The organism is Rubellimicrobium rubrum, from assembly GCF_006152115.1.
Taxonomy (GTDB): domain Bacteria; phylum Pseudomonadota; class Alphaproteobacteria; order Rhodobacterales; family Rhodobacteraceae; genus Rubellimicrobium; species Rubellimicrobium rubrum.
On record NZ_VDFU01000006.1, the window covers coordinates 140,253 to 156,903 of the forward strand.

Annotated in this window: 14 protein-coding genes; 7 read left to right on the forward strand and 7 right to left on the reverse strand. The window is 64.9% G+C overall.

Going from position 1 to position 16,651, the window contains the following annotated elements:
• Positions 1-33 precede the first annotated feature (33 nt).
• Genes FHG66_RS07525 through FHG66_RS07540 form a run of 4 tightly spaced genes read left to right on the forward strand, consistent with a single transcriptional unit; the run spans position 34 to position 3,608 of the window.
• Positions 34-645 carry a holin-associated N-acetylmuramidase gene (locus FHG66_RS07525; protein ID WP_139076133.1) on the forward strand — a complete coding sequence of 204 codons (612 nt, stop codon included), beginning with the start codon at positions 34-36 and terminating at the stop codon, positions 643-645.
• Positions 636-1,145: a 3TM-type holin gene (locus FHG66_RS07530; RefSeq protein ID WP_139076134.1), complete on the forward strand. Its 510-nt coding sequence runs from the start codon at positions 636-638 to the stop codon at positions 1,143-1,145. Before FHG66_RS07525 ends, FHG66_RS07530 begins: the two co-directional genes overlap by 10 nt.
• A 58-nt stretch (positions 1,146-1,203) precedes the next feature.
• Positions 1,204-3,165, forward strand: a complete 1,962-nt coding sequence (locus FHG66_RS07535) for a heme lyase CcmF/NrfE family subunit (RefSeq protein WP_139076189.1) — start codon at positions 1,204-1,206, stop codon at positions 3,163-3,165.
• Positions 3,162-3,608, forward strand: coding sequence for a cytochrome c-type biogenesis protein (locus FHG66_RS07540; RefSeq protein WP_139076135.1), 447 nt, complete (start codon positions 3,162-3,164; stop codon positions 3,606-3,608). Before FHG66_RS07535 ends, FHG66_RS07540 begins: the two co-directional genes overlap by 4 nt.
• A 56-nt stretch (positions 3,609-3,664) precedes the next feature.
• On the opposite strand, the gene FHG66_RS07545 is transcribed toward FHG66_RS07540, so the two are convergent.
• Together FHG66_RS07545 and gltX are read right to left on the reverse strand one after the other, a co-directional pair.
• Entirely contained in the window at positions 3,665-4,957 is a 1,293-nt protein-coding gene (locus FHG66_RS07545) for a citrate synthase (protein ID WP_139076136.1), read from the reverse strand.
• A gap of 31 nt (positions 4,958-4,988) precedes the next feature.
• A complete protein-coding gene (gltX, locus tag FHG66_RS07550) occupies positions 4,989-6,401 on the reverse strand; it encodes a glutamate--tRNA ligase (RefSeq protein ID WP_139076137.1) in 1,413 nt (470 codons plus the stop codon).
• A 210-nt stretch (positions 6,402-6,611) separates the two neighbouring features.
• Here gltX and FHG66_RS07555 point away from each other — a divergent pair, with 210 nt between their 5' ends.
• Together FHG66_RS07555 and FHG66_RS07560 are read left to right on the forward strand one after the other, a co-directional pair.
• Entirely contained in the window at positions 6,612-8,612 is a 2,001-nt protein-coding gene (locus FHG66_RS07555; protein ID WP_139076138.1) for a ComEC/Rec2 family competence protein, read from the forward strand.
• 47 nt (positions 8,613-8,659) lie between these two features.
• On the forward strand, positions 8,660-9,145 hold the full coding sequence (locus FHG66_RS07560; protein ID WP_139076139.1) for an SRPBCC family protein: 486 nt from the start codon (positions 8,660-8,662) through the stop codon (positions 9,143-9,145).
• Here the strand turns inward: FHG66_RS07560 and FHG66_RS07565 are convergent.
• Together FHG66_RS07565 and uxuA are read right to left on the reverse strand one after the other, a co-directional pair.
• Complete coding sequence (locus FHG66_RS07565) at positions 9,142-9,918, reverse strand: SDR family NAD(P)-dependent oxidoreductase (protein ID WP_139076140.1); 777 nt, start codon at positions 9,916-9,918, stop codon at positions 9,142-9,144. The two genes, FHG66_RS07560 and FHG66_RS07565, sit on opposite strands and share 4 nt — an antisense overlap.
• Positions 9,915-11,105, reverse strand: a complete 1,191-nt coding sequence (gene uxuA / locus FHG66_RS07570) for a mannonate dehydratase (protein ID WP_139076141.1) — start codon at positions 11,103-11,105, stop codon at positions 9,915-9,917. The genes FHG66_RS07565 and uxuA overlap by 4 nt, the downstream gene beginning before the upstream one ends.
• Before the next feature lie 124 nt (positions 11,106-11,229).
• Between uxuA and FHG66_RS07575 the strand changes: the two genes are divergently transcribed.
• A complete protein-coding gene (locus tag FHG66_RS07575) occupies positions 11,230-11,580 on the forward strand; it encodes a cupin domain-containing protein (protein WP_139076142.1) in 351 nt (116 codons plus the stop codon).
• Between the two features lie 6 nt (positions 11,581-11,586).
• Here the strand turns inward: FHG66_RS07575 and FHG66_RS07580 are convergent, their stop codons facing one another.
• The 3 genes from FHG66_RS07580 to FHG66_RS07590 all read right to left on the reverse strand — a co-directional run bounded on the left by FHG66_RS07580 (position 11,587) and on the right by FHG66_RS07590 (position 16,636).
• Positions 11,587-12,333, reverse strand: a complete 747-nt coding sequence (locus FHG66_RS07580; RefSeq protein ID WP_139076143.1) for a metallophosphoesterase — start codon at positions 12,331-12,333, stop codon at positions 11,587-11,589.
• Position 12,334: 1 nt separating this feature from the next.
• Entirely contained in the window at positions 12,335-13,066 is a 732-nt protein-coding gene (locus FHG66_RS07585; protein WP_139076144.1) for a proteasome-type protease, read from the reverse strand.
• A gap of 237 nt (positions 13,067-13,303) precedes the next feature.
• A complete protein-coding gene (locus FHG66_RS07590; protein ID WP_139076145.1) occupies positions 13,304-16,636 on the reverse strand; it encodes an error-prone DNA polymerase in 3,333 nt (1,110 codons plus the stop codon).
• Positions 16,637-16,651 lie beyond the last annotated feature (15 nt).

Below are 16,651 nucleotides of genomic sequence, written 5' to 3' on the forward strand. Positions count from 1 at the left end.
TGCTGTCCCCAACATGTAAAATGGGGGCCAAGAATGCCGACCGTCGAGCAGATCGCAAAGCAGATCGTTGTCCGCGAAGGGGGGTGGGTGAAGGATCCCGACGACCCTGGGGGGGCCACGAACCATGGCGTGACCCTCGCTACACTGAGGGGTCTCAGCTGGGATCTCGACGGCGACGGCGGGGTGTCGGAAAACGACCTCCGGCGACTTACGCCGGACCAGGCCGCTCGAATTTTCATCGAGCAGTACTTTCTCGCGCCGCAAATTAACCGGCTGCCCGAGCCTTTGCGGGCTTCGGTCTTCGATATGCAGGTGAACGCGGGACTGCAAGCCACGAGGCTGCTACAGCAACTGCTGAACGACATGGGCTTCCCCTGCGCCGTCGATGGCGTGATCGGGCCCAAGACCATCGAGGCTGCCACGGCCGCCGCGCGCCTGGCCGGGCGCCATCTGGTCGATGCGTATGGCATCGCTCGGCGCAATTATTACTATGCCTTGGCGGATCGGCGTCCGGCTTCGCGCAAGTATGTCCGGCGCAAGGACGGCGGAAAAGGTGGCTGGATCACCCGCGCGGAGGAGTTCATCTCCCCTCGGTTCCACCTGACCGAAACCCAACATCGCGAAAGGACGAGGAAATGGCGCTGACCAGCGTTCTGGCACGAGTGACCATGAGCCAGGTTCTCGACTTGGCGGATGCCATGCAGCGGCGGGCTCAAGAGGCAGGGCCGCCTCCCGGAGTCGATGCCCTCAAGCCTCGGTCCCGAGCGGCCTATGACAGGCTGATCGACGCTCTCAACCGGCTGCCTCGGCCTATGATGGTCTTGGGATCAATAGCCCTGATCGGTGCAGCACTGGTTGCGCCCGACTGGTTCGAACAGCGCATGGAGGCCCTGGCCCGCATGCCCGAGGGCCTGTGGTGGCTGCTCGGAGCCGTTCTGTCCTTGCATTTCGGATCGCGGTTCCAAGCTCATGCCCAAGATTTCCAGCGCGAGATGGTGGCCACGATAGCGACAACGGCGGCCGAGGCATCGCCAGCAATCATGGGACCCATTGCCTCACCCGGTCAGGACGCCGAGTTGATCGCATCAACGCTCGCCGTCGGCCCGAACTCCGCCTTAGAGGACTGGCGCGGCACGCATGCGTGACGATCTGCCCCGGTTCGCCGTGCTTGGCGTGCCGGGGTCAGTGCAATATACCGGTTCCATGATCGTAGAGCTCGGACATTTCGCCCTCATCCTGGCCCTTGGGGTCGCGTTTCTCCAGATGGTGGTCCCGCTTGTCGGGGCTCACAAAGGCTGGCGGAACTGGATGGAACTCGCGGCTCCCGCGGCTGCGACGCAGTTGATGCTTATCGGATTTGCATTCGCCGCGCTGACCTGGGCCTTCCTGTCATCGGACTTTTCGGTTCGGCTAGTTTTCGAGAACTCTCATTCCGCCAAGCCCTGGCTTTATAAGTTGACTGGTGTCTGGGGGAACCACGAGGGCTCGATGCTTCTCTGGGTTCTGATCCTCACGGCTTTCGGCGCCGCAGCCGCTCTATTCGGGAACAACCTGCCACTGCCGTTGAAGGCACGGGTCTTGGCTGTTCAATCTTCGATCGGCGTGGCCTTTCTGGCCTTCATATTGCTGACCTCGAACCCATTCCTGCGGTTCGACGTGGCGCCGATGGACGGACGCGACCTTAATCCGCTTCTGCAGGACCCCGGGCTCGCCTTCCACCCGCCGTTCCTTTACCTCGGCTATGTCGGCCTCTCGATGGCGTTCTCGTTCGCCGTGGCTGCGCTGATCGAAGGCAAGGTCGATGCCGCCTGGGCCCGCTGGGTGCGTCCTTGGACCTTGGCCGCTTGGATGTTCCTCACCGTAGGGATCGCTCTGGGGTCCTGGTGGGCCTACTACGAGTTGGGCTGGGGGGGCTTCTGGTTCTGGGATCCCGTCGAGAACGCTTCCTTCATGCCGTGGCTGCTTGCGGCTGCTCTGCTGCATTCTGCAGTGGTCGTCGAAAAGCGTGAGGCTCTCAAATCCTGGACGATTCTCCTCGCTATCCTCGCCTTCGGCTTCTCGCTGCTGGGCACTTTCATCGTCCGATCGGGCGTCATCACCTCGGTCCATGCGTTTGCCATGGACCCTGAGCGAGGGGTCTTCATCCTCGCGATACTCGCCTTCTTCGTCGGCGGCGCCCTTACGCTCTATGCCGCCCGTGCATCGGCGATGGAGTCCAAGGGCGTGTTCGGCATGGTGAGCCGCGAGGCCGGGTTGGTGCTCAACAACATTCTCTTGGCTGTCGCAGCGCTCGTGGTGTTCGTCGGCACCGTGTGGCCGCTCGTCGCGCAGATGCTTCTGGGGCGCGTCCTTTCGGTCGGCGCTCCTTTCTTCGATGCGGCTTTCACTCCGTTCATGGTCGCTCTGGCCGCCGTTCTTCCGATCGGTAGCATGCTGGCCTGGAAGCGTGGGGACATTGCCCGTAGCCTTCGCGTCCTTTGGCCCGCTCTGGTCCTGGCGCTGCTTCTTGCGGCCTTGGCTTGGACCCTTGGCACGGGCCGTTCCATGCTCGCGCTGGTTGGCACCGCCCTCGGGACATGGATCGTGGCTGGCGCGGCGACCGATTTGTGGCAACGGACGGGTCGATCTGGGGCCGCTCGCCTGCTGAGGCTTCCTGGCGCTGACTGGGGCAAGGCTGTGGCCCATAGCGGCTTGGGCGTCACCATTCTCGGTGTGTCGCTCCTCATGGCATGGCAGCAGGAGGATATCCGTACAGTGGCCCTGGGTAGCACTTACGAGGTCGGCAGTTATGGCTTCACCCTGAACGGGGTGGACGAGTTGGATGGCCCCAACTACCGGACGCTCATGGCCGATGTGACTGTTACCCAGGGGGCAAGCGAGGTCGCTCGCCTCTTCCCTGAAAAGCGGTTCTATCCGGTTGCTGCCATGCCCACCACCGAGGCTGCGATCGACAATGGTCTGTTCCGTGACATCTACGTCGTGATTGGCGACCCGCAGGACGACGGAAGCTACGCAGTGCGGACCTATGTCAAGCCCTTCGCGAACTGGATCTGGGGAGGAGCGATCCTCATGGCTCTCGGAGGTCTGTTGTCGCTGGGCGACCGCCGCCTTCGGGTGGCAGCAGGTGCAGCCAAGACATCGCGCTCGGCAGTGGCTGCCGAATGAGGGGGCTCGTTCTGGCCCTTCTCCTCTGGCCCACCGTTCTTCCTGCCGTCGAGCCGCAGGAGATCCTCGCGGACCCAGCGCTTGAGGCGCGTGCACGCGACATCAGCGACGGCCTGCGCTGCCCTGTCTGTCGAAATGAATCCATCGACGAATCACACGCCGAAGTGGCGCGTGACATCCGCCTGATGGTCCGGGAACGCTTGGTTGCTGGCGACAGCGACGATGCTATCCGGGCTGCCGTCGTCGCGCGATATGGCGAATATGTTCTGCTTCGCCCAACGGCGGACGGAGCGAACCTCGTTTTGTGGCTTGCAGGCCCTGCCATGCTGCTGGGTGGCTTGGGCTTGGGGCTGGCCGTGCTGCGCAGGCGCAGTGCCGCACAGGAGGAGCTTTCGCTCAGCCCTGAGGAAAAGTCCCGTCTTGATGATCTGCTGGGCGGCTAAGTCATCAGCCCTGGTCGGACATGCAAAAGGCCGCCCCTTGAGGCGGCCTTTTCGTTTCAGCGGTTCTCGATCTCGATATAGTCGCGCTTGGACGCACCCAGATAGAGCTGCCGCGGCCGACCGATCTTGAGCTGCGGGTCGCTGATCTGCTCCTTCCACTGAGAGATCCATCCGACCGTACGCGCCAGTGCGAAAATCGGCGTGAACATTGAGGTGGGGAAGCCCATCGCCTCAAGGATGATGCCCGAATAAAAGTCGACATTCGGGTAGAGCTTGCGCTGCACGAAGTAGTCGTCTTCCAGCGCGATCCGCTCCAGCTCCTGCGCGACTTGGAGCAAGGGATTGTCATGGACGCCCAGCAGTTCCAGAACCTCGTCGGCCGTCTGCTTCATGACTTTCGCGCGCGGGTCGAAGTTCTTGTAGACCCGGTGGCCGAAGCCCATCAGCCGCACGTTGGAGGACTTGTCCTTCACCTTGGCGATGAACTCGGGGATGCGATCCACTGTCCCGATCTCGCGGAGCATCTCGAGCGTGGCCTGGTTGGCGCCGCCATGGGCCGGGCCCCAGAGACAGGCGATGCCAGCCGCGATGCAGGCGAAGGGATTCGCGCCCGACGAGGAGGCCAGACGAACCGTGGACGTCGAGGCATTCTGCTCGTGGTCGGCATGGAGCGTGAAGATCCTGTCCATGGCACGAGCCAAGACCGGGTTCACATCATAAGGCTCGGCCGGAACGGCAAAGCACATGTGAAGGAAGTTTGCTGCGTAATCGAGATCATTGCGCGGATACACGAACGGCTGTCCGATCGAGTATTTGTAGGCCATTGCCGCGATCGTGGGCATCTTCGCGATCAACCGGAACGCCGCCACTTCGCGGTGCTGGGGATCGTTGATATCGAGGCTGTCATGATAGAAGGCCGACATGGCCCCGACGACGCCCACCATGGTCGCCATCGGGTGCGCGTCCCGGCGGAAGCCACGGAAGAAGTTGTGGATCTGCTCGTGCAGCATGGTGTGCCGCGTGACCGTCCCCTCGAACTTCTCGAGCTGGGCTGCGGTCGGGAGTTCTCCGTAGAGGAGGACGTAGCAGACCTCGAGGTAATGCGACTTCTCGGCAAGCTGCTCGATCGGGTAGCCGCGATGCGTCAGGATCCCTGCATCGCCGTCAATGAAGGTGATGGTCGAGTCGCAGGCGGCTGTCGAGGTGAAGCCGGGATCATAGGTGAAAACGTCCGCTTGGCCGTAAAGCTTGCGGATATCGATGCAGTCCGGTCCCTCGGTGGGGGACAGGATCGGAAGCTGAACTTCCTTCCCGTCGATCGTGAGCGTGGCGGTCCGGTTCTCGGCCATGAAGGTGCCCCTTTGTTGTTCCACGGTCTCTCTACCCCTGGCGTGCTAAGGTGTCGTGAAGTCGCGCGATGGTCTCGTCCCGGCCAAGAACAAGCATCATGTCGAACACGCTCGGCGCGACGGACCGTCCGGCCAGTGCCGCCCTGAGCGGCCCCGCCAGCTTGCCGAGCGTCGTTCCGTGCGCCTGTGCCCCAGCCGCCACGACCCCCTCAAGGGCCTCGCGCTCCCAAGTAGCATTGTGCAGGTGCGGCGTCAAATCCGCCAGTATACCGTGGGATACCGCATCCAGCGACTTCGCGGCTGCAGCGTCAATCGCAAGAGGCCGCTCGGCCAACGCGAAATGGGCCTGCTCCAGCAGTTGCGGGATGGTCTTCGACTTCATCTTGGCAAAGGGCAGGGCAGCAAGGAACCGATCCCTGAGGTGGTCCGGCATCGGGGGTTGGTCCGTTGCTGCAAGGAACGCATCGACCTCGATCGCCAGCACATCGTCCGGCGTGCGCGCCATGTGCTGTCCCGAGACATTCTCGAGCTTCTTGAAATCGAAGCGGGCCGGCGACTTGCCGATTCCGGACAGGTCGAAGACGGCCATGGCCTCCTGGTCGCTGAAGACTTCCATGTCCCCGTGGCTCCATCCCAGCCGTGCCAGATAGTTCCGCATCGCCGATGCTAGATATCCCAAGGCCTGATAATCCGCCGTGGCCGTCGCGCCATGGCGCTTGGACAGCTTCTTGCCATCGGGTCCGAAGATAAGAGGCACATGCGCCATCACCGGGACAGGCCAGCCCATAGCCTCGTAGATCATCTTTTGCCGGAAGGCGTTCGTCAGGTGGTCGTCGCCCCGGATCACATGAGTGACGCCCATGTCGTGGTCGTCGACCACGACAGCCAGCATGTAGAGCGGGGTGCCGTCCGCTCGCAGCATGACCATATCGTCGAGTTGGTCGTTCTGGATCGTGACCTCGCCCTGCACGGCATCGTGGATCGTCGTGGCCCCGTCCCTTGGTGCCCGGATGCGGATCACATAGGGCGCGTCGGGATGCTCGGAGTCGGGTGTGTCACGCCAGGGTGACCGATAAAGCGTCGAGCGTCCCTCAGCCCGCGCATTCTCGCGAAAGGCCTCGATCTCCTCAGGAGTGGCGAAACACTTGTAGGCCTGACCGGACGCCAGCATTGCCCGTGCGACCTCCGCATGGCGGCCGGCGCGCTCGAACTGGCTAATCGGATCACCATCCCAATCGAGACCCAGCCAGTTCAGTCCGTCGAGGATCTTTCGGGTGTTCTCGGGCGTCGATCGTGCGCGGTCCGTGTCCTCGATCCGGAGCAGGAACTTGCCACCACGGCCCCGGGCGAACAGCCAGTTGAACAGGGCCGTGCGCGCACCCCCGATATGGAGAGCACCCGTTGGCGAAGGCGCGAACCGGGTGACGACGGGAGCTTCGGACATCGTGGTTAACCTCGCGTTATCATCCAGGGACTAGCCTGTCCGCAGGGCATTACTGAGCGGTTGAGGGCAGGACAAGTGCAGGTCGATCCGGCGGTCGTTACCACCACCGGGGCATTCGTCCGGGGCATTCGTTCCAAATTCTCGGCCACCCGAATCGAAGCATCCCTGCTACGGCAGCGTGGGCATCTGCTCCCTTGGGCACCTGTGGCGATGGGAGCGGGCATCGGTATCTACTTCGCCATGTCCACAGAGCCGTCTGCGGCGGTCTGGACCATCGTCGTGGCCGTCGGGCTCGCGTCAGCGTTGGCCGCCTGGTTCGTCCGCCAGGCTTTCGCCCCTTTGGTGTTGGGTCTGACACTAATGGTCGTGGGCGGAGCGCTGGCCGGCGTGCGGACTTGGACGGTCGCCGCGCCGGTCCTTTCCTTCCGATACTATGGCCCCATCGAGGGCCGGATCGTGGAGATCGACCGTTCGGCCTCCGATGCGCTCCGGCTTACGCTGGATCACGTCGTGCTCGAAGCTGTGACCCCCGAACGAACGCCAGAGCGCGTCCGGGTCTCGCTTCGGGGTGATCAGCGCTGGCTGGTGGCGGAACCGGGTCGCCGCGTCATGCTGACCGGGCATCTCGCCCCTCCTTCTGGACCGGCGGAACCCGGCGACTTCGATTTCCGTCGCATGGCTTGGTTCGAAAAGCTGGGGGCTGTCGGCTACACGCAGACGCCGGTTCTCACACGCGCACCACCCGACGGCGGGCTGTGGCTGCCGCGACTGCGCACCGTTCTCTCCGAAGGACTGCGCAGTCGGATCGACGGGGATGCCGGTGGCCTTGCCGCTGCGGTCGCGACCGGCGACCGCTCGGGACTTTCGGCCGAGGCGAACCAAGCGATGCGCGATTCTGGGCTTTATCACCTCGTGTCCATCTCGGGCACGCACATGGGTCTTCTCGTAGCCTTCGTCTTCGGGCTGGTCCGCACGGGCATCGCTGCCGTGCCGCCAGTGGCCTTGCGGCTGAACGGCAAGAAGGTGGCAGCGTTTGTGGCCTTGCCCAGTGCGGCTTTCTACCTCGCCCTGGCCGGTCGGGATGTGGCGACCGAGCGCGCCTTCATCATGGTCGTGGTGATACTGGGGGCCGTGCTGGCCGACCGGCAGGCCATCACTCTTCGCTCGGTGGGGATCGCTGCCCTCATCGTCTTGGCGCTCCGGCCGGAAAGCCTGACCAACCCGGGTTTCCAGATGTCCTTTGCAGCCGTGGCCGCACTGAGCGCGACAGTCGGCCAATTTCCGGACGCGTGGCGGAGCGGCGCACGCAGGCGATGGATCGCGCCGGCCGCGCTTCTGCTGGGGTCGTCGCTGGTGGCCGGACTGGCGACCGGCCCATATGCTGGAGCTCACTTCAACCGCTTCGCTGCGTACGGCCTTTTAGCGAACTTGCTCGCCGCTCCGGCGATGGGGCTCCTGATCATGCCTGGGGCCGTTCTTGCCGCGATCGGCAGCGCAGTCGGCCTCATGCAGCCGGCGCTCCTGATGCTGGAACTGGGCTGTCGCTGGACCCTGCTCGTCGCGGACGTCGTGGCCGGTCTTGACGGAGCCGCCGGTGGAGTCGCGACACCGCCGCCCTTCGTGCTTCCGATGTTTACTTTAGGTGGGCTCTTCCTTCTGCTCTGGCAGGGACACGCCCGTTGGCTGGGCCTTGCGGTCCTTGTGATGGCGCTTGCTTTCTGGCCGGCTGGGACGCGGCCGGACCTGCTGATTGCAGAGTCCGGAGGCGTCATGGCCGTATCCGGCGATGAGGGTCGTGCGGTCTCGCGCCCAAAGGGTGAAGGGTTCTCGGTAAAGGCATGGCTCGAGAATGACGGAGACATCGTTTCCCAGGAAGACGCCGCCCAGCGGCCTGGCATCCTGCGGGAGGAGCGCACCGCTTCCGCGCGGCTGGGCGAGACGGAGGTCCTGCTGGTCCGGGGCAAGATTGCGCTGAGCGCATTGGTCGGGTGCGATGGGGCGGATATCCTTGTCACCGATCAGGTCTGGGATGGAGCACGACCCTGCCTCGTTCTGGACACGGCCACGCTGGCCCGATCAGGCTCAGTAGCGGGGTGGGTCGAAGGGGCCGGCTTGCGACTTGTCGCGACCGAGGCCTTAGCAGGTGTGCGCCCTTGGACCTGCCCGAGCCGCAGCCGCGAAGACTGCCAATCGCCGGCGCTCGGCCCCTAGCCCTCGCGAGAAGGGTGGCTTAACTTCTGCCCGACGAGGAGGTCCGCATGAAACTGACAGGTGAGAAGTTTTTGGCCGTTCCGGCTGACCGAGTTTGGGCCGCTCTGATCGACCCTGATTTCTTGGGGACGCTGATCCCGGGATGCGAGTCGATGACCGGAAGCCCGGAGACCGGCTATGACATCACCGTCCAGCGCAGCGTTGGCGGGATGTCGGCGCGCCTGTCAGGCCGTTTCGATTTGACCGACTTGGAACCGGGCCGGGGCTGCCTCTTGGCCGGGGAAGGGCGGGCGGCGGCGGCTGGGTTGGCCAAGGGAACGGCGCGCATCCGGCTCCTCCCAGAGGGGGAGGGAACGCGACTGACCTGGGATATCGACGCCGAACTGGGTGGCAAGCTTGCCAAGTTGCCCGACTTCGTGGTCGTGATGGCTGCGCGCAAGGTCGCGGATGGCTTCGTGGAACGGTTCGCCGCCGCCATCGAGAGCCGCCCGCAACAAGCCAAGGGTTGGTTCGGCCGGATCGTGCGCCCCTAGACCCCAAGCCGGGCAGTCAGGCCACCGTCGATCCGAAGATCCGTCCCGGTCACGAAGGCCCCCTCGTCCGAGCAGAGCCAGGCCACCAGACCGGCGACCTCCTCGGACGTACCGATCCGGCCTACAGGATGGGCGCGCCCGAACATAGCGATGACATCCTCCGGGTCGCCGCCCGGACCAGCCAGTTGCGTAGCCCCGTACTCGAGAAGTGGCGTCCGGATGGACCCGGGGCTGATCGAGACCACCCGCACGCCATGGGGGGCGCAGTCCACCGCCATGGCGCGTGTCATGGCATGAACCGCCCCCTTGGTCGTGGCATAGCCCAGCACGTTCTTCTGGTTGGCAAACCCCTGGACCGAGGAGACGTGGATGATCGCGCCCTTGCCCTTTGCCTTGAGGTAGGGCCAAGCGTAGTGGCTCGTGGTGTAGAAGGCGCGGAGGTTCACCGCCATAACGCGGTCCCAGTCGGCGGGCGAGGTCGTCTCGAGATCGCCGTAGGTCTGGATTCCCGCGGCATTGACGAGGTGGTCGATGCCATGAAGGTCTCCCGCCGCACGAACCCAGGCCGCGACGCCCTCGTCCTGCGTCAGGTCCACACGGTCCACGGTGATGGCGAGGTCTCCGGCCGCTTGCCGCGCAGCTTCGTTCAACTGCTCGTCGATCCCGCACAGATGAACCCGGGCTCCTTCCCGTGCCATGCGAAGCGCCGAGGCGAGGCCCATGCCGCTGGACCCAGTAATGAGCGCTGTCTGCCCCTGGAACCGGCCTCTCATTGGAGGACTCCGTAGGTTGGATGCGTCAGTGCGGTGAGAACGCCCCGAAGCTCCGCCAGTCCCTTAAGCCGACCGATGGCCGAATAGCCGGGAAGGGTCTTCTTGTCCTGATCGTCTAGAAGGAGGTGCCCGTGATCTGGACGGAACGGGATCAAGTGATCCGGGCGACCCTCTTCGCGACGACGCTCTTCCTCTGTCAGCAGCAGGGCCAGAAGCCGGACCATGTCGGCATTCCCGACGAGGTGGTCGTCCTCGACGAAGGAGCCGTCGGGGTCGGTCGAGACGTTCCGAAGGTGCACGAAGTGAACGCGGTCGAGATACGATTCCAGCAGCATCGGGAGGTCGTTGTCCACCCGCGCGCCCAAACTTCCTGTGCAGAATGTCAGGCCGTTCTCACGCTCTGGCACTGCGGCGAAGATCGCATCGAGGTCCTGCGCGGTCGAGACGATGCGGGGAAGGCCGAACAGCGGGAACGGCGGGTCGTCAGGGTGGATGCAAAGCCGCACCCCGACCTCCCGCGCGACTGGGACCACCGTCTCGTGGAAGGCTCGCAGGTTGGCGCGAAGGTCATCCGGCCCGATGTCACGGTACTGCGCGATGATGTTGGCGATGCCTTGGCGGCTATGGCTGTCTTCGGCACCCGGCAGGCCCGCGATGATGGTCCGTTCGAGCCGCTGCACCTCGTCGGACGTCATGGTCCGAAGCCGAGCCTCGGCTGTGGCGAGAAGGTCAAGCGTATAGTCCCGGTCGGCGTCGGGCCGGTCCAGGACGAACGCGTCGTAGGCCACGAAATCGGTCATGTCGAAGCGGAGCGCAAGGCCGCCCGACGGCATGGGATGGCGCAGCTCGGTCCGTGTCCAGTCCACCACCGGCATGAAGTTGTAGCAGATGATTTCCAGCCCGGCTCGGGCGAGGCGGCGCATGGTTTCCGCGAAGGCCGCCGTCGCGTCCCGGGCCGGCTCCCCCCCCAGCTTGATGGCGTTGGGGACGGGGATGCTTTCCACCACGGACCAGCGGAGGCCGGCGGCCTCGATCATCGCCCGGCGTTCGGCGATGCCATTCTCGGTCCAGACCTCGCCGCGATAGTGGTCGTGCAGCGCCGAGACGATCCCCGTCGCCCCGGCCTGCCGCACATGCGAGAGCGGGATCGGGTCCTTGGGCCCGAACCAGCGCCAGGTCTGTTCCATGCTGTCCTCCGTCGTTGCGCGGGACAAAAGCCGAGCCGCGCCGTGCTGTAAAGCCTACCCCGTTGACCGTACGCCGTCTTTCGGGAATGCCCTGCGACGGTGCAGCCAATACGGAGATCCCATCATGCCGACCGTCACCCGCCTGGGCACGCCCGGAGCCGAGCCGAACGCCGCCGACCTCGAAGGCTGGGTCAAGGTCGAGGGGCATCCCACGATGAAGACCTGGGTCCAGCACGCTGCCGCCGACGGCACAATGATCTCGGGCACCTGGGAGGCGACACCGGGCTCTTGGCACGCCACCTTCGTGTACTATGAGTTCGCGCACATCATGGAGGGCCGCGTGACCATCACCGAGGACGGTGGCGAGCCGGTGACTTTCGGTCCCGGTGACGCGCTGGCGGTCGAGGCCGGGTTCAAGGGGGTCTGGCGGGTCGAGGAACCGGTGCGAAAGCACTTTGCGATCCGGCTCAAGTAGCCCGGTTCAGCCAAGCGCGTCCCCCGGCCTGAGCGGGACGCGCCCGGCTTCGGTCAGCAACCAGACGTCACGTCCGTCGATGAGCGCTGGGACGAGGGGACGTCCGTAACCTGCGCCTGCGTCGAGGTTCACCCGGTTGCCGTAATGGGCCGGTTCCTCGAGTGCGGTGTGACCATGGACGACAAGCAGACCATGATCGCTGTCGTCGTCCAGCCAGCCTTTTCGGATCCACATGAGATCTGTCGGCGCCTGCGCCACGAGCGGCACGCCCGGCCGAATGCCTGCGTGGACGAACACGGCCTGATCCGTCCGGTGGAGAAGGGGAAGGTTGTCGAGGAACACGCGATGCGCGACCGGTACCCTGGCCCGTGCCTCGGCCCAGATATCCGCAAGTGCGCGATCGTCCGGAACTTCCACGCCATAGCTTTCCAGCGTCTCGCGCCCGCCCAGGCGGTCGTGCAGCCAGGTGTAGGCCGGGTTCAGGCCAGGGTCGCGGGCCAGAGGATCATCAAGGAACAGCCGGAACATGAAATCGTGATTGCCCCGGATCGTTATCCAGCGACCGCCCGACACCGGACCGCGCCGAAGATACTCGACGACCTCCGCGCTGGCCGGTCCCCTGTCCGTCAGGTCGCCCAGGTGGACGATGGGCGCATCCTCTTCCGCCTGCGCCTGGTCGTCGGCAATCAGGGCGTGGGCGCGCCGGAGCTGGTCGATCTGGCCGTGGATGTCGCCAAGGACATAGGTCCGCAAGTCAGAACACGAGATCTGGAAGGGAATCGAACGCCTGCTTGAGCGCGTCGCCCCAGCCGTGGCTGATGGTCTGGAAATAGGCGTCGTTACCCCGGATGCGTCGGCTGATGCCTTTGCGCAGCGTGTCCCGTTCATAGACCTGCAAGTCCAGCGGCAGGCCCACGGACAGGTTGGCTTTGATGGTGGAATCAAAGCTGACCAGAAGCAGTTTCACGGCCGCCTCAAAGCTCATGTCGGGGTCGAAGGCCCGCACGAGGATGGGGCGACCGTACTTGAATTCCCCGATCTGGAGAAAAGGGGTATCCTCGCCCGCTTCGATGAAGTTACCCTCGGGATAGATGAGAAACAGTCGCGGCTCGGCTCCCTTGACCTGTCCGCCGACGATGATGGTGGCGTTGAAATGGCTTTCTGCCCTTTCGCCGTTCTCGCCGTTCTGCGCGATCACCTCCTTGAGGATGTTGCCCACGTATTTAGCGACCTGGAACATCGAAGGGAGCTGAAGGATGGCGGGGTGCCGCTCGGAAGGTGCGCGGTTCCGTTCGTCGATGAGCGACACGACAGCCTGCGTGGTGGCGAGGTTGCCTGCGGTCATGATCGTGATGACCGTTTCGCCTTCGTCCACCCACGTGAACATCTTGCGATAGGTCGAGATGTTGTCGAGCCCCGCGTTCGTGCGCGTGTCCGACATGAACACGAGCCCGCGGCCAAGTCTGAGCCCCACGCAGTAGGTCATGACGCCTCCTCGGGACGCGTTGCAGCGCCCCATGTCGAAAGTCACCGTCGGCCGTTCGCCGCCCGCTCCGGTCCGGCGCGTGATACAGGAGTGCCTTCCCCATAGTCGAGACCCGTTGCAAGGCACACGCGGCGATTGCATCACAATCTCCGTTCAGGGTGTCTTGGCCGCCCGATCGTCGATGCGGCGCGAGGCTGGCGAGCTTGGTCTGACAGTGGCCTTGGCTCGCGGCTGGGATCAGTGGAAATCCCGGCTCTTGGGAATGATCCTGGCATCGCGCGGATGAGCGTGAGTCGGGCTCCGGACGCTGCCCTGCACCGGGCGCACGACCTCGTCCGCACGGCTGAGGGCGGGTGAAAATCCTTCGGGCGCCAAGCGCAAAAGGGCATCCGTGCGGTCGATGAGACGCTCGGCTACGACATGCACGATCTCCACCTCGCGCTGGACATGACCTTCGACCACGAGCAGGCGGGCCTGCATGACCACTTTGCGGTAGGTCTCCATCACCTTGGGCCAGACCACGAGGTTGGCCGTGCCGGTCTCGTCCTCAAGGGTGATGAAGCACACGCCCTTGGCCGATCCAGGCCTTTGGCGCACAAGGACCAGCCCGGCAAGCCTGACCCGCTGGAACGGACGCGTCCCGGCCAGGTCGGCTGCCGTGATGTAGCCTTGTGCCCTGAGGGAACGACGCAAGAAGGTCATGGGATGCGCCTTGAGCGACAGGCGCAGGGTCTGGTAGTCGGCCACGACCTGCTCGGGCAGGGGCATGGCCGGGAGCGGGACCGTGGGCTCGGTCCCCTCGTCGGGCTTGCCTTCGAACAACGGCAGGTCGGGGGCGTCGCGGAGGGCGCCCGCTTCCCACAGTGCTTGGCGCCGGTCGATGAACAGCGAACGCATGGCATCGGCCTCGGCCAGCCGCCTGACCCAAGCGGCCGAAAGTCCGGCGCGACGCTGAAGATCGGGGATGTCGCGGAAGGGCTCGTCACGGGCTGAAAGGAGACGCGTCGCGGCGGCTTGGGGCAGGCCTGATATGGTGCGAAGCCCCAGCCGCACCGCCATGCTGTCGCGCCCGTCTGGCACGAGCGTCGTGTCCCACTCGGACAGGTTCACGTCCGGGGGGCGCACCTCGACTCCATGATCCCGCATGTCGCGGACAATCTGGGCCGGAGCGTAGAATCCCATAGGCTGCGAGTTGAGGAGCGCCGCCCCGAAGGCTGCCGGGACATGGCACTTGAGCCAGGACGACACATAAACAAGGAGTGCGAAGCTCGCTGCGTGGCTTTCGGGAAAGCCGTACTCGCCAAAGCCCTTGATCTGATCGAAGCAGCGTTTCGCAAAGTCCGGGTCGTAGCCGCGCTCCACCATGCGGCCGACCATCTTGTCCTGCAGCCGGTCGATCTGCCCGCGCGACCGAAAGGTCGCCATGGCCTTGCGCAACTCATTGGCCTCGGTAGGCGTGAAGCGGGCGGCTTCGATGGCGATCTTCATAGCCTGTTCCTGGAAGATCGGCACGCCCAGCGTGCGACCCAGGATCTGCTTCAGTTCTGCCGGATCATGGGGCGGAGCGGGTGACGGATACTCGACCGGCTCGCGTCCGTCGCGGCGACGCAGATACGGGTGTACCATATCGCCCTGGATGGGCCCGGGGCGGACGATTGCGACCTCGATGACGAGGTCGTAGAATGTGCGCGGGCGCAGGCGCGGCAGCATGTTCATCTGCGCGCGGCTTTCCACCTGGAACACGCCGATGGAGTCGCCCTTGGACAGCATGGCATAGACGCGCGGATCCTCCTGCGGGATAGAAGCCAGGTCGTGCCGCACGCCGTGATGCGCCGCCACGAGGTCGAGCGCCTTTCGGATGCAGGTGAGCATCCCCAGCGCCAGGATATCGACCTTGAGGATGCCCAGCGTGTCGATGTCGTCCTTGTCCCATTCGATGAAGCTGCGGTCGGGCATGGCGCCGTTGCCGATGGGCACGGTTTCGATCAGCGGGCGTTCGGTCAGGATGAACCCGCCCACATGCTGGCTGAGGTGGCGGGGCATGCCGATCAGTTCGGACGCCAGCTTCACCGCACGGCGCAGGACAGGGTCCGACAGGTCGAGCCCGACCTCCTTCACGTTCCGCTCGGCGACCTCGCTGCCCCAGGACCCCCAGACCGTCTTGGCGAGGGCTCCGGTCACGTCCTCGGACAGCCCCATGACCTTGCCGACCTCGCGGATCGCCGACCGCGGACGGTAGTGGATCACGGTCGCGCAAAGGCCCGCGCGGTCGCGACCGTACTTGCCGTAGATGTGCTGGATCACCTCTTCGCGCCGCTCGTGCTCGAAGTCGACGTCGATGTCGGGTGGCTCCTTCCGTTCCTCGGAAATGAAGCGCTCGAAAAGAAGCTGGTGCGCGGCCGGGTCCACGGCGGTGATGCCGAGGACATAGCAGACGGCCGAGTTCGCCGCCGAGCCCCGGCCCTGGCATAGGATAGGCGTCCAGGGGTCCCCGGAGCCGTCGCCCTCGCGCGCGAAGCGAATGATGTCGTGGATCGTCAGGAAGTACCGCGCGATGTCGAGCTTCGCGATCATCGCCAGTTCCTTGCGGAGCGTGGCCTTCACGGCGACGGGCACGCCCCCCGAGTAGCGGCGGCCCGCGCTGTCCCAAGTGAGGCGCTCCAGATGCTCCTGCGGGGTGCAGCCCTCGGGGATCACCTCGCGCGGGTATTCATAGGCCAGTTCGGACAGCGAGAAATTGCACGCATCGGCCACCTCGCGCGTGGATCGGATCGCGTTCGGCCACTCGGCAAAGAGGCGGACCATCTCGGCGGGCGATTTCAGGTGCCGCTCGGCATTGGGCTCCAGCAGGAACCCGGCCTCGGCCAGCCTGACCTTCTCGCGGATGCAGGTCATGACATCCTGCAAGGGACGGCGGGCGGCCTCGTGATAAAGCACGTCGTTGGTGGCGAGGATGGACAATCCTAGCCGCGCCGCGATCCGGTCCAGCGCATTGATCCGCGCGCGGTCGTCGCCCCGGTACAGGTAGCTCACCGCGACGTGTCTGAGCGTGGAAAGCTTGCGTGCCAAGCTGCGGAGCTTCTGCGGAAATCCTTCCAAGGCGTCCGGTGGAAACAGGATGAGCTGGAGGCCGTCCGCATGGGCCGCGAGATCGTCCAAGGCGAGATCGCAGATCCCCTTGGCCTGCCATTCGCCATGGAGATCGCGCATCTTGCCCTTGGAAAGGAGGCGCGACAGTTGTCCGTACGCTTCCCGGTCGCGGGGGTAGGCCAGGAACTCCTCCCCGGTCACGAGGACGAGGCGGCAGCCGATCACGGGACGAAGGTTGGCCGACCGTGCCTCTGCATGAATTCGGACCACGCCGGCCAGGGTATTGCGATCGGCCACCCCCAAGGCATCGTAGCCCAGGGACCACGCCGTGGTGACAAGGTCCACGGCATCCGAAGCTCCGCGCAGGAAGGAAAAGCAGGTGGCGAGCCCCAGTTCCACGAAGGGCGCGCGGGAGTTCGGAGCGAAATTGTTCTCCTCCGACAGGGTCCGCTTGGGGTGCTGGTGGTCGTTCTCGGGCATCGGGCGGTCAGGCGT